The sequence below is a fragment of the Microbacterium phosphatis genome (assembly GCF_049177115.1).
GTDB lineage: Bacteria > Actinomycetota > Actinomycetes > Actinomycetales > Microbacteriaceae > Microbacterium > Microbacterium phosphatis.
The window spans coordinates 2,106,195-2,119,306 of the sequence record NZ_CP185370.1; the positions used below are offsets into that span (position 1 = coordinate 2,106,195).

The 13,112-nt window shown below is 71.3% G+C and carries 10 protein-coding genes; 4 read left to right on the top strand and 6 right to left on the bottom strand.

Features of this window, described 5'->3' with window-relative positions; genetic code table 11:
- Positions 1-14 precede the first annotated feature (14 nt).
- The 3 genes from nhaA to mfd form a co-directional block, all read right to left on the bottom strand.
- On the bottom strand, positions 15-1,184 hold the full coding sequence (gene nhaA, locus ACOKGD_RS10090) for a Na+/H+ antiporter NhaA (RefSeq protein ID WP_342337187.1): 1,170 nt from the start codon (positions 1,182-1,184) through the stop codon (positions 15-17).
- Between the two features lie 134 nt (positions 1,185-1,318).
- Entirely contained in the window at positions 1,319-1,630 is a 312-nt protein-coding gene (locus ACOKGD_RS10095; RefSeq protein WP_342337188.1) for a GNAT family N-acetyltransferase, read from the bottom strand.
- Positions 1,631-1,729: 99 nt separating this feature from the next.
- Positions 1,730-5,353, bottom strand: a complete 3,624-nt coding sequence (gene mfd / locus ACOKGD_RS10100; protein ID WP_342337189.1) for a transcription-repair coupling factor — start codon at positions 5,351-5,353, stop codon at positions 1,730-1,732.
- Positions 5,354-5,403: 50 nt separating this feature from the next.
- On the opposite strand from mfd, the gene ACOKGD_RS10105 reads away from it, so the two are divergent.
- Positions 5,404-5,946 (top strand): hypothetical protein, encoded by a 543-nt coding sequence (locus ACOKGD_RS10105; RefSeq protein ID WP_342337190.1) that lies wholly within the window; start codon positions 5,404-5,406, stop codon positions 5,944-5,946.
- Between the two features lie 24 nt (positions 5,947-5,970).
- On the opposite strand, the gene pth is transcribed toward ACOKGD_RS10105, so the two are convergent.
- Together pth and ACOKGD_RS10115 are read right to left on the bottom strand one after the other, a co-directional pair.
- On the bottom strand, positions 5,971-6,555 hold the full coding sequence (gene pth, locus ACOKGD_RS10110) for an aminoacyl-tRNA hydrolase (RefSeq protein WP_342337191.1): 585 nt from the start codon (positions 6,553-6,555) through the stop codon (positions 5,971-5,973).
- Positions 6,556-6,641: 86 nt separating this feature from the next.
- Entirely contained in the window at positions 6,642-7,235 is a 594-nt protein-coding gene (locus tag ACOKGD_RS10115; protein ID WP_342337192.1) for a 50S ribosomal protein L25/general stress protein Ctc, read from the bottom strand.
- 564 nt (positions 7,236-7,799) lie between these two features.
- On the opposite strand from ACOKGD_RS10115, the gene gndA reads away from it, so the two are divergent.
- A complete protein-coding gene (gene gndA, locus ACOKGD_RS10120) occupies positions 7,800-9,263 on the top strand; it encodes an NADP-dependent phosphogluconate dehydrogenase (protein WP_342337193.1) in 1,464 nt (487 codons plus the stop codon).
- Between the two features lie 137 nt (positions 9,264-9,400).
- On the opposite strand, the gene ACOKGD_RS10125 is transcribed toward gndA, so the two are convergent.
- Complete coding sequence (locus tag ACOKGD_RS10125; protein WP_342337194.1) at positions 9,401-10,726, bottom strand: FAD-binding oxidoreductase; 1,326 nt, start codon at positions 10,724-10,726, stop codon at positions 9,401-9,403.
- A gap of 108 nt (positions 10,727-10,834) precedes the next feature.
- Between ACOKGD_RS10125 and ACOKGD_RS10130 the strand changes: the two genes are divergently transcribed.
- Both ACOKGD_RS10130 and ACOKGD_RS10135 read left to right on the top strand, forming a co-directional pair.
- Positions 10,835-11,566 (top strand): response regulator transcription factor, encoded by a 732-nt coding sequence (locus tag ACOKGD_RS10130; RefSeq protein ID WP_342337195.1) that lies wholly within the window; start codon positions 10,835-10,837, stop codon positions 11,564-11,566.
- Complete coding sequence (locus ACOKGD_RS10135) at positions 11,563-13,107, top strand: sensor histidine kinase (RefSeq protein ID WP_342337196.1); 1,545 nt, start codon at positions 11,563-11,565, stop codon at positions 13,105-13,107. The genes ACOKGD_RS10130 and ACOKGD_RS10135 overlap by 4 nt, the downstream gene beginning before the upstream one ends.
- Positions 13,108-13,112: the final 5 nt, after the last annotated feature.

The following is a 13,112-nucleotide window of genomic DNA, read 5'->3' on the forward strand; positions in this document are numbered from 1 at the left end:
CCTCCGAGCATGCCCTACGACGAGGCCGCGATGAGCCGATAGTGGCGCGCTCGCAGGGAGACGACGACGGCGCAGACCACCAGCGCCGTCAGCGACCCGCCGAGCACCCCGAGGATCGACTGGTCGCGGATGGCGGGGTCCTCGGCGAAGGCGAGCTTCGCCAGCAGCAGCGAGACGGTGAACCCCACGCCGCCGAGCGCACCCGCGGCGATCAGATCCGGGAGGTTCAGGATCGGGGTGTGCTCGGCGCGCGGCACCCCGCGCGGCCGGATCCGCAGTGCCAGCCAGCCGAAGACGACGATGCCGATGAGCTTGCCGACCGGCAGGGCGATCCAGACCGCCCAGAGGGCCGGCGACAGCTCGCTCGGCGAGACCTGCGGGATCACCACGAGCGCGGCGACGAAGGCGAACAGCGGGAGGATCGCGCCGTTGATCCACGGCTCCAGCACGTGACGCGTCCGCAGGCCCGCGCCCTGCCGCACGGCGAACCCGAGCAGCACGCCGGCGATCGTCGCGTGGACACCCGACTGCAGCACCAGCAGCCATGCGGCGACCGCGAGCACGATCATGAGGGCGATCACCGCGATGCGCGCGCCGCGATGCTCGGGCTCCACGCGGCTGAGGGCGCCGAAGACGACCACCAGCACAACGGCGATCGCCAGCAGGCCCAGATCGAGGTCGGTCGCGAACAGCACCGCGATCAGCACGATGCCCACGAGGTCATCGATGATCGCGAGCGCGAGCAGGAACACGCGAACCGGCGACGGCAGGCCGCGGCCGAACACCGCGAGCACGCCCAGGGCGAAGGCGATGTCGGTCGCGGTGGCGATCGGCCAGCCGTCGCGGGTCGCCGGGTCCGCCCCGGCGATGAGCAGGTAGATCAGGATCGGCACGAGGACGCCGCCCGCGGCCGCGATCGCCGGCTGGATCGCCTTGCGCACGCTCGAGAGCTCACCCGAGGTGAGCTCGTACTGCAGCTCTACGGCCACGCCGAAGAAGAAGATCGCCAGCAGGCCGTCGGAGACCCAATGCGAGAGCGACAGATCGGCCCAGGGCAAGGTCAGATGCACCTCGCTCGCGTGGAGCACGGCGGGGCCCACAGGGAGGTTCGCGATCAGCAGGCCGAGAGCGGCGGCTGCCAGCAGCAGCACCGCGGGGAATCGCTCGGATCGGAGGAGGGTCATGGGTGCCTTTCGGGGATCACCGGAACATGTCACGGGCGATGCCCGCGGCCGACCAGACTTCCCGGCACACCCGTTCCGAAGAACGTTCGTCCAGCCTACCCATCCCCGTCGCCCGCCCCGATCCGCTGTGACGGTCAGGCCAGGATGTCGCGCTCCTCGGGATGGCGCTCGAGCCACCCCAGCACGAACGTGCACACCGGCACGATCTTCACGCCCCGCGTGCGCGCGTCCCCGAAGGCGTGCGAGGCGAGCCGCCCGCCGATGCCGTGACCGGAATGCTCCTCCCAGACCACGGTGTGCAGCAGCGTGCGGGTGCCGTCGCCGTCGTCGTAGGCGAGCACCCCCGCGAGCTTGCGCGCGCCCGTCTCCGGATCGGCGATGAGCGCCTCGTAGCGGGTGTGCTCGGCGTTGTCCGCGACGATGATGTCCGGGAGCGTCTCTGCCATGCCGCCATCCAACCCCCGACCGCCCCTCGGCATCAAGGATCACCACGGCGCGCCGCCGCGCGGCCTCCTCGCCCGGTGACCCTTCGGGCACCGGACGGCCTATTCGGCCTGTGACCCTTCGGGCACCGGGAAGAGCGCATCGAGCAGCTGCTTCACCCACGCCAGCAGATCCGCGTCGGCCAGCGGCTCGCCGCCCGCGGTGGGCATCGGCACGACCATCGCCTCGCCGCCCGCGAGCAGCTTGGCGCCCGGGTACAGGCGCGTGAGACGCACCTTCATCGAGTCGGGGAGGTTCGCCGGCGCCACGCGCAGGTTGCGCCCCATCGCGACGACGTCGCTGAGGCCCGACTGCGCGGCGCGGCGACGCAGCCGCGCGGCGGCGATGAGCCCGTCGACCTCGGGCGGCGGTGTGCCGTAGCGGTCGGTGAGCTCGTCGATCACGAGGTCGATCGCGTCGTCCTTCGCCGTCGCCGCCGCGGCCGCCGACAGCTTCTGGTACGCCTCGAGGCGCAGGCGCTCGGCGTCGATGTAGCTCTCGGGCAGGCGTGCCTCGATCGGCAGCTCGAGTCGCAGCTCGATGGGGCCCTCGGTCTCGTCGCCGCGGAACGTCGCCACGGCCTCGCCGATCATGCGCAGGTAGAGATCGAAGCCCACGCCGGCGATGTGGCCGGCCTGCTCGGCACCGAGCAGGTTGCCGGCACCGCGGATCTCGAGGTCCTTCATCGCCACCTGGATGCCGGATCCGAGGTCGTTGTGGATCGCGATGGTCTGCAGGCGATCGGCCGCCGTCTCGGACAGCGGCTTCTGCTCGTCGTACACGAAGTACGCGTAGGCGCGCTCTCGGCTGCGGCCGACGCGCCCGCGCAACTGGTGCAGCTGCGCCAGGCCGTACTTGTCGGCCCTGTCGATGATGATCGTGTTCGCGTTGGCGATGTCGATGCCGGTCTCGATGATCGTTGTGCACACCAGCACGTCGAACTTTCGCTCCCAGAAGTCGTCGACGACCTGCTCGAGCTGGTGCTCGCCCATCCGTCCGTGCGCGATCGCGATGCGGGCATCCGGGACGAGCTCGGCGAGGTGCGCGGCGACGGCGTTGATCGACGTGACGCGGTTGTGCACGTAGAACACCTGCCCCTCGCGCAGCATCTCGCGGCGGATGGCGGCGGCGATCTGCTTGTCGCTGCGCGGGCCCACGTACGACAGGATCGGGTGACGATCCTCCGGGGGCGTCGCGAGGGTCGACATCTCGCGGATGCCGGTGACCGCCATCTCGAGCGTGCGCGGGATCGGCGTCGCGCTCATCGCGAGGATGTCGACGTTGGTCTTGAGCTTCTTCAGCTGATCCTTGTGCTCGACGCCGAAGCGCTGCTCCTCGTCGATGATCATGAGGCCGAGATCCTTGAAGATGACCTGATCGGTCAGGATCCGATGGGTTCCGATGACCATGTCGACCGTTCCGTCGAGCAGCCCGTCGAGGGTCTTTCGCGCCTCGGTCGCGGTCTGGAAGCGCGAGAGCGGCTTGACCGTCACGGGGAAGCCCGCGAAGCGCTCCTGGAAGGTCTCGAGGTGCTGCTTGACGAGCAGGGTGGTCGGGACGAGCATCGCGACCTGCTTGCCGTCCTGGATCGCCTTGAACGCGGCGCGGACGGCGACCTCGGTCTTGCCGAAGCCGACGTCGCCCGAGAGCAGGCGATCCATCGGGATCGGACGCTCCATGTCGCGCTTGACCTCGTCGATGGTCTGCAGCTGGTCGGGCGTCTCGGCGAACGGGAAGGCCTCCTCCAGCTCGCGCTGCCAGGGGGTGTCGGGCCCGAACGCGTGGCCCTTCGCCGCCATGCGCGCCGAATACAGCTTGACGAGCTCGACGGCGATGTCGCGGACGGCCCTGCGCGCCTTGCTCTTGGCCGCGGCCCAGTCGCCGCCGCCCATCTTCGACAGCACGGGCGCCTCGCCGCCGACGTACTTCGAGAGCAGGTCGAGCTGGTCGGTGGGGACGAACAGCTTGTCGCCCGGGTGGCCGCGCTTGGACGGCGCGTACTCGAGCACGAGGTAGTCGCGCGTGGACTTCGTGGCGTTGCGCCCGCCGCTCGAGACCACGCGCTGGGTCATCTCGACGAAGCGGCCGATGCCGTGGGTGGCGTGCACCACGTGGTCGCCCGCCTTCAGCTGCAGCGGATCGACCACGTTGCGGCGCCGCGAGGCGAGCTTCTTGACCACCCGGTTGTCGCCGCCGATGGTGCGCCCGTAGAACTCGCTCTCGGTCAGCACCGCGAGCTTCGCCTCGGGCATCTCGAAGCCGCGCTCCACGGAGGCGCGGATCAGGGTGGCGATGCCCGGCTCGGGTGCCTCCTCGAGCGAGTCGACGACGCGCGCCGCCAGCCCCCGCTCGGACAGCACGTCGCGCGCGCGGTCGACGAGACCCGAGCCCGAGGCGGCGACCAGCACGCTCCAGCCGTCGGCGAGGCGGGCGGCGACATGCTCGACCGCACCGTCGACGCTGCCCGCGTACGAGGGCACCGCGGTGCCGCGCACGCGGAAGCCGCTGTCGCTGCGCGCGGGACGCTGGGCGATCTCGACACCGTCGTCGGCCAGGGCGTCCAGCTCGGCGGCGATGTCGGCCGCTCCGGAGTCGAACGGGCTGAGGGTCCACCACACGCCGCGCCGCTCGCGGACGTCGTCGTGCAGACGCGAGATCGACACGAAGTCGCCGGCGTCGAGGTTGATCGGGGCGCTCGCGCCGCTCGTCGCCGCGCTCCACGCCGCCTCGAGGAACTCGCGGTTCGTCTCGCCGAGGGTGATGGCGCGGGACACCGCGCGCTCCGGGTCGACCAGCGCCACCGCCGCTCCCTCGGGCAGGTACTCGGCGAGCGAGACCAGCGGCCCCGCGACGACGGGGGTCAGCGACTCCATGCCCTCGACCGGGATGCCCTGGCCCATCTTCTCGAGCATCTGCGCGATGCCCGGGAACTCGTGCTGCAGCTGTCGCGCACGGCTGCGCACCTCGTCAGTCAGCAGCAGCTCGCGGCTGGGCACGAGCTCGACCTCGTGCACCTCGCCCGGCAGGGAGCGCTGATCCGCCACGGAGAACGCGCGGATCTGATCGACCTCGTCGCCGAAGAACTCGACCCGATACGGGTGATCCGACACCGGTGCGAAGACGTCGAGGATGCCGCCGCGCACCGCGAACTCGCCGCGCCGCGACACCATGTCGACACGCGCGTACGCCAGCTCGACCAGGCGGCGCACCACGTCGTCGAGCTCGGGCCCGCGCTCGCCGACCACCAGGCGGATCGGAGCCGCGTCGCCCAGCCCGTGCGCCAGCGGCTGGATGGCCGAGCGGACCGAGGTGGTGATGACCAGCGGGCGCTCGCCGTCCCACGTCGCCAGCCGGCGCAGCGTCTCGAGTCGCCGGCCCACGGTCTCGGCCGAGGGGCTGAGGCGCTCGTGCGGCAGCGTCTCCCACGACGGGAAGTCGCGCACCTCGGCGTCGGGCATCACCTCGCAGAGCGCGGCGGCGAGGCTCTCGGCGCGGCGGCCCGTGGGGGCGATCGCCAGCAGCACGGCCGGATGCCCCGCCTCGACGCGACGCGTCAGCAGCGCCGCGAGGGTGGGCGCATCCAGGCCGTCGACGAGCGACAGATCGGCATCGACAGCGGACGCGTTCAGCGCATCCCGGAACGATTCGGACGTCTGAAGCGCTCGGATGATCCCCTGAACAGTCACGGGATCGATTCTAGGTTGGGGGTCTGACACCGGCTCCCTAGGATGGCGGCGTGACCAACCCCGAGCAGCCGCCGGCACCCCTCCCGCCGGTTCCGGCCCCGCCGTATCAGCCGTACCCGCTCTCAGGAGGGCAGCCGCCGGCGTACCCGGCGCCGTACGCGCCGCCGGTGGATCCGCGTTACGGGCAGTTGATCCAGGCGCCCGCCCCGAAGCAGCGCTCCGGGCTCGGGGTCGTCGCGCTGATCCTCGCGCTCGCGGCCGCCGTCGCGGCGACCGCGGTGCTGGCGATCGCGTCGTTCCAGATCGGCGCCGGCATCGGCCCCCGCATCGAGACCCTCGCAGCCCGGCCCGGCGAGCTGGGCTTCCTGACGCCCGTGCGCGAGTGGGTGCTCGCAGCGGAGATCGCGTTCTGGACGGGCACCGTGCTAGGCATCGCCTCGCTGATCCTCGGCATCGTCGCCACGGTGAAGCGCCGCGGCCGCGGCGCGGGCATCGCGGCGATCGTCTTCTCCGCGATCGGCCCGCTTCTCGCGGGCGGGGCCGTGATCGTGGCGGCGAGCCTCGGCGCGGCCACCACCATCCCCCTGAGCTGATCGCCCGCCCCCCAGGGCGGAACCTCAGGCCTTCGGAGCGTGCGCGACCTGCTGCGCGGCGGTGAGCCCGTGCTCGACGATGCGCTCGACCGCGTCGGCGGCGTCGGAGATCAGGATGGGCAGCGTCTGACGGTCGGCGGCGCTGAACGGGTCGAGCACCCAGTCGGCCGGATCCTGCCGGCCGGGCGGGCGGCCGATGCCCACTCGCACGCGGTGGAAGTCGGCGGTGCCCAGCGCCTTCGCCACATCGCGGACACCGTTGTGCCCGCCGTGGCCGCCACCGGTCTTGAGCTTGAGGGTGTCGAACGGGATGTCGAGCTCGTCGTGCACAACGATCACGTGATCCGGGTCGGCGCCGTAGAACCGGGCGAGGCCCGCGACGGGGCCGCCCGAGACGTTCATGAACGAGTTCGGCTTCGCCAGCACGAGCTTGGCGGCCCCCGGCCGCAGCCACGTCTCGGCGACACGGGCGTTCGCCTTGTGCTGCTTGAACGGGGTCGAACGGCGCGACGCGAGCTCGTCCATCACCATCTGACCGACGTTGTGCCGGGTCGCCTCATACCGGGGCCCCGGGTTTCCGAGCCCTACGATCAGCCAGGTGTCCGCCATGGCTCCATCCTCTCAGCAGGCGCGCACGCGCAGAAAAAGGGAGAGGGGACGCGATCGCTCGCGCCCCCTCCCCAAAAGGAACCGAATTACTCGGCGGCCTCCGTGGTCTCGCCCTCGGCCGCAGCCTCGTCCTCGGTCGGCGCGGCCGGCGTCGTGATGCCGACGACCAGCACGTCGGCGTCGGTCACGAGCGTGGCGCCCTGGGGCAGCTCGACCTCACCGGCGGTGACGTGGGTGCCGTCCTCGAGACCGTCGACGTTGACGACGAGGTGCTCGGGGATGCTGATCGCCTCGACCTCGACCGACAGGGTCGTCGCGTCCTGGTTGACGATGGTGCCGGGAGCCGACTCGCCCTCGACCGCGACGGGGACGTCGACGATGACCTTCTCGCCCTTGTTCAGGACGACGAGGTCGAGGTGCTCGATGATCTGACGCACCGGGTCCTTCTGGACGTCCTTGACGAGCGCGAGCTGCGTCTTGCCCTCGATCTTGAGCTCGATGATGGCGTTCGCGTGACGGATGATCAGCGCCGTCTCGTGACCCGGGAGGGCCAGGTGCACGGGCTCGGTGCCGTGACCGTAGAGGACGGCGGGGATCTTGCCGGCGGCGCGGAGACGGCGGGCGAAGCCCTTGCCGAACTCGGTGCGGACGGCGACCTCGAGCGTGGACTGCTCAGACATGTTGTTCTCCTCGTGGGGCGCGCGAACGGAAAGGTCCGTGCGAAGGTCTGTGGGTTTCTCTCGACCCAGGCGGCGGCTATCGGATCGCAACGCGTGAGGAGAGCCACGAGGCTCGTCCCGCGTCGATAACGGCTGCGCAGTACGCGCGCGCCCTCGCCGAGGTCGGGCTCCATCCTACCGGACGACCCGGTAGATTCATTACGCGCTGTTTCGGCGCGGAATCCGCCCTCCGCGGGCCCCTTTCGCCGGGCCCGCGATCCTGCCAGGGAGAACCTGTGATCGACCCCACGCACATCGTGACCACCGTCATCGCGCTGATGAGCATCATCGCCACCGTCCTCGTCGTGGGCGCGTTCTTCTCGCTCGGGCGCTCGGGCTACCGCAAGGACTGACGCCTCACCACCGCGCGCGGACGTCCGTGAGCGCGCGGCCCCGTAGTCTGGACCCGACGGACCGCGCCTGCGGGCGCGATCCCGTCCCTCTGACCCGCTGTCCGGCGGCGCGCGCGTCCCGAGACACCGTCCCCCAGAGATCACCCCAGTGATCCGTGTGCAAGGAGATCGCGTGACCGACGCTTCCACCACTCAGGCCGTCGCCAACATCGGCGTCGTGGGCCTCGCCGTTATGGGCTCGAACCTCGCCCGCAACCTCGCGAGCCGCGAGGGCAACAAGGTTGCCATCCTCAACCGCAGCCGCTCCAAGACCGACGAGCTGCTGGCGGCGCACCCCGAGGCCGAGTTCGTGGGCACGTTCTCCTACGAGGAGTTCGCCGCGAGCCTGAGCAAGCCGCGCACCGCGATCATCATGGTCAAGGCCGGCGGCCCGACCGACGCCGTCATCGACGAGCTGGTCAAGGTCTTCGAGCCCGGCGACATCATCGTCGACGGCGGCAACGCCTACTTCCCCGACACCATCCGCCGCGAGAAGGCCGTCCGCGAGACGGGCATCAACTTCGTCGGCGCCGGCATCTCCGGCGGCGAGGAGGGCGCCCTCACGGGCCCCTCGATCATGCCCGGCGGCTCGGACGAGTCGTGGGTCACGCTCGGCCCGATCCTGAAGGGCATCGCCGCGATCGCCGAGGGCGAGCCCTGCGTCACGCACGTCGGCCACGACGGCGCGGGCCACTTCGTCAAGATGGTGCACAACGGCATCGAGTACGCCGACATGCAGCTCATCGCCGAGGCCTACGACCTGATCCGCCGCGGCACGGGCAAGACCCCCGCCGAGATCGCCGACATCTTCGCCGAGTGGAACAAGGGCGAGCTCGAGTCGTACCTGATCGAGATCACCGCCGAGGTGCTGCGCCAGGTCGACGCCGAGACCGGCAAGCCGCTGGTCGATGTCATCCTCGACCAGGCCGGCGCCAAGGGCACCGGCGCCTGGACCGTGCAGACCGCGCTCGCGCTCGGTGTGCCGGTCTCGGGCATCGCGGAGGCCACGTTCGCCCGTTCGCTGTCGTCTCACCCGGAGCAGCGTGCCGCCGCCCGCAGCTTCCCGGGCCCCGACGAGGCGTTCACCGTCGTCGACGCCGACGCGTTCATCGAGGACGTGCGCCAGGCCCTGTTCGCGTCGAAGATCATCGCCTACTCGCAGGGCTTCGACGAGATCCACGCCGGTGCCGCCGAGTACAACTGGACGATCGACAACGGCGCCGTGAGCCGCATCTGGCGCGGTGGCTGCATCATCCGCGCCCAGTTCCTCAACCGCATCGCCGACGCGTACGCCGACCAGCCCGAGCTCCCCCTGCTCGCGGCCGCTCCGTACTTCGCCGACGCCCTGTCGCGCGGCCAGGCCGCGTGGCGTCGTGTCGTCATCGCCGCGACGCAGGCGGGCATCCCCTCGCCGGCGTTCTCGTCGTCGCTCGCGTACTACGACGGCATCCGCGCCGACCGCCTGCCGGCCGCGCTGATCCAGGGTCAGCGCGACTTCTTCGGCGCGCACACCTACAAGCGCATCGACAAGGACGGCACCTTCCACACGCAGTGGTCGGGCGACCGCACCGAGATCGAGGCCGAGGACACGCACTGACGTCTTCCGCCCGAACGTCCGAGAGGCCGCACCTGTTCTCAGGTGCGGCCTCCCGCGTTCTCGGGGGCGCCGACATCGAGACGCTATGGCTCGGTCGTATGACCAACGCAGGAGCCGGATGAGAATCCGCTATGGGGTCAGGCCGGACGCACGTTGTGGTTGCGGGAGAACACGTTGCCCGGATCCCACGTGCGCTTGACCTCGGCCAGGCGCGCCAGCGTCGGCGGGGCGTACATCCGCTCGACCCAGCTCTGATCGGTCGACGTGGTGAAGTTGCCGTAGACGCCCGCGCCGCGGGCCTCGATCGCCTGCCAGTCGTCGAGCGCCCGCGCGCGTCCCGCCGCGTCGAGGAGGCCCGGCACGTCGAACGCCCCGGCCATGGCGAACCACGTGGCCTCGCGGGCCGGGAAGGCCGACACGTCCGGCGGGACGTCGCCATACGCCCCGCCGAGCGAACGCAGAAGCAGCACGGACGCCGCGTTCGCCTCGCGGAACGCGGCGAGGCGCTCGATCGCGTCGTCGTCCAGCCGCGGCAGCAGCGTGTTACCTCCGACGAATCCGGGCATGGGAGCGTCGGGATCGAACTCGGGGCCGTCGAGGAGGATGTCGGGATAGGCGCGGAGCCCGAGATCGCGCGGGACGACGCCCGGCGTCGCCAGCAACGGGGCGATCGCGGCGCGGGCGGCGTTCTCGTCGTCGCCTGCCCACACCACCGCGATGGAGGCGCCCGCCGGGGCACTCGGATCCATCGGCGGGACGTCCATGTACGTCAGCGTCAGCTCTCGGGGGGCGTGCGGCAGGAGGTCGCGCATCGCCCGCAGCACGGGGCGCGCGTCCGATTCGATCCCGAGCTCGCCCGCGACGACGGCGGTCAGCGGATGGGCCTCGAAGTCGAACCGCGTGACCACGCCGAAGTTGCCGCCGCCGCCGCGGAGCGCCCACATCAGCTCGGGCTGGGCGACGTCGTCGACCTCGACGACGTCGCCGGCGGCGGTGACGACCTGCGCTCCCACGAGCTGGTCGCAGGCGAGGCCCCAGGCCCTCACCATCAGGCCGATGCCGCCGCCGAGAGTCAGGCCTCCGACGCCGACCGAGGCTGTGTCTCCCGAGCTCAGGCCGAGCCCACGGGACGAGAGGAGGCGCGCGACATCGCCCCAGCGCGCGCCGCCCCCGACCCGGACCCGGGTGCCGTCGAGGGTGACGTCGTCGAGCGCGGCGATGTCGATCGTCGCGCCGCCGGGAAGTGTTCCCCAGGCGCTGTGGCCGCCGCCGCGGACCATGATCTCGAGCCCTTCCCTGGCGGCGAGCGCGACGGCGGAGCGGACGTCCTCGACCGAGGAGGCGCGCACGATGAGTGCGGGGTCGCCGATGCCGGAATGGAATCGGCGTGCGGCGTCCCAGTCGGGATCGCCGGGACGGATCGCGGAGCCGCCGAGGGCGGCGCTGATGTCGTCGTTGACCATGCGGGGAAGGTACCAGCGGGCTCCGACACCCGACAGGGCCTGTGATCTCCCATCCCACGCATAGCTGCCTCCATAGAAACCTCATAGCTTCACGGCGATGATGGGGGCATGAGCACGCCCCACGCCCCTGCCCTGCTGCGCGCCGACGGATCGCCGGTGCGCGTCCTGGTCGTCGACGACGAGCAGATGCTGACCGACCTCCTCGCCATGGCCCTGAAGATGGAGGGCTGGGAGGTGCGCACCGCCGGCAGCGGCTTCGAGGCGCTGACCGCGGCGAAGGAGTTCCGGCCGGACGCGCTCGTGCTCGACATCATGATGCCCGACCTCGACGGCATGGCCGTGCTGCAGCGCCTGCGCCAGGGCGGCGACGACGTGCCCGTGCTCTTCCTCACCGCGAAGGACGCCGTCTCGGACCGCGTCGCCGGCCTCACCGCGGGCGGCGACGACTACGTCACAAAGCCCTTCAGCCTGGAGGAGGTCGTCGCGCGCCTGCGCGCCCTGATGCGCCGCTCGGGAACGGCGCACTCGGCCGATGCCGAGCCGATCCTGCGCGTGGGAGACCTGAGCCTCAACGAGGACAGCCATGAGGTGATGCGCGACGGCGTCGAGATCGAGCTCACGGCGACCGAGTTCGAGCTGCTGCGCTTCCTGATGCGCAACGAGCGCAAGGTGGTCTCGAAGGCGCAGATCCTCGATCGGGTCTGGAGCTATGACTTCGGCGGCCGCTCGAGCGTCGTCGAGCTCTACATCTCGTACCTGCGCAAGAAGATCGATGCCGGCCGCGAGCCCCTCATCCACACCGTCCGCGGCGTGGGCTACATGATCAAGGCGCCTCAGTGACGGACGCCGTCTCGTCCGCCGCGGATCCCGCCGCGGGGCCCGCGACGGGATCGCCTCGCCGTCACCCGCCGCTGTCGTTCCAGGCGCGGCTGATGCTCACGGTGTTCGGCTTCGTGTCGCTCATCTTCATCGTGGTCGCCGCCGTGACCAGCGTGATGCTGAACGCCTCGCTCGAGGATCGCCTGACGCAGCAGGTTCGCACCATGGTGTCCGAGTCGAAGCCGCTGCTGGTGGGTTCGGAGGCCATGGACGCCGAGGGCACGCTGAGCGTCGCGCAGCTGCCGGCGGGCACGATCCTGATCTTCGAGACCGCCGACGGCACGCTCACCGGGGCGGTCGTCGACGAGCACTACGACACCCAGGCGCTCACCGCGACGCAGCTGAGCGGCCTGCACTTCGGCGCCCGGAGCCTGCCCCGCCAGGATGCCCCGGGCGAGGTCACCGCCGTCGACACCCTGACGGTGCCGCACCTCGGCGAGTTCCGGGTGCTGCACGGGCCGATCCCGGGCGGCTACGCGGTGATGGGCCAGTCGACCGACGACGTCCGCACCACGATCGGCAACCTGCTCACGACCATCACCTTCACCACGGCCGCGGGGCTGTTCGTGCTCGGCGCGGCGATCACGCTGGTGATCCGGCAGGGCCTCAAGCCGCTGCGCACGGTGGCCGCCACCGCGCAGCGCGTCTCGCGCCAGCCGCTCGATCAGGGTGTTGTGCGCATCGAGGAGCGCGTCCCCGCCGAGCAGGCGGATCCGCGCACCGAGTTCGGGCAGGTGGGCGCCGCGCTGAACACGCTGCTCGACCACGTCGACGCCTCGCTGCACGCGCGCCAGCGCAACGAGGAGCGCATGCGCACCTTCGTCGCCGACGCCAGCCACGAGCTGCGCACTCCCCTGGCCTCGATCCGCGGGTACTCGGAGCTGTCGCTGCGCGACCCGTCGCTGTCCGAGATCACGGGGCAGTCGCTCGAGCGCATCCAGGCGCAGTCGATCCGGATGACCGGCCTGGTCGAGGACCTCCTGCTGCTCGCGCGCCTCGACGAGGGCCAGGAGCTCGTCTACGGCGCCGTCGACCTGACGCAGCTCGCCCTCGAGTCGGTGGGCGACCAGCGCGTCGCCGACGCCTCGCACACCATGCGCATCGAGGTGGGCGAGGAGCCGGTGATCGTCGCCGGCGACGCCGCGCGTCTGAACCAGGTGATCGTCAACCTGCTCGCCAATGCCCGCACCCACACCCCGCCGGGCACCACGGTGACCGTGTCGGTGACGCACGAGGGGGCGGGATCGGCGACCCGCGGGGTCCTGCGCGTGCACGACGACGGGCCCGGGATCGATGCGGACCTGCTGCCGGATCTGTTCGCCCGCTTCGCCCGCGCCGACCGCTCGCGCGCCCGCGCGACGGGCGGCACGGGCCTCGGGCTGGCAATCGTGAAGGCGATCGTCGAGGCGCACCACGGCACCATCACGGTGCGCAGCGTCCCCGGCGACACGACCTTCGAGGTCAGCCTCCCGGCCAAGCCCGTCGACCCGGCCGACGCCTGAGCACA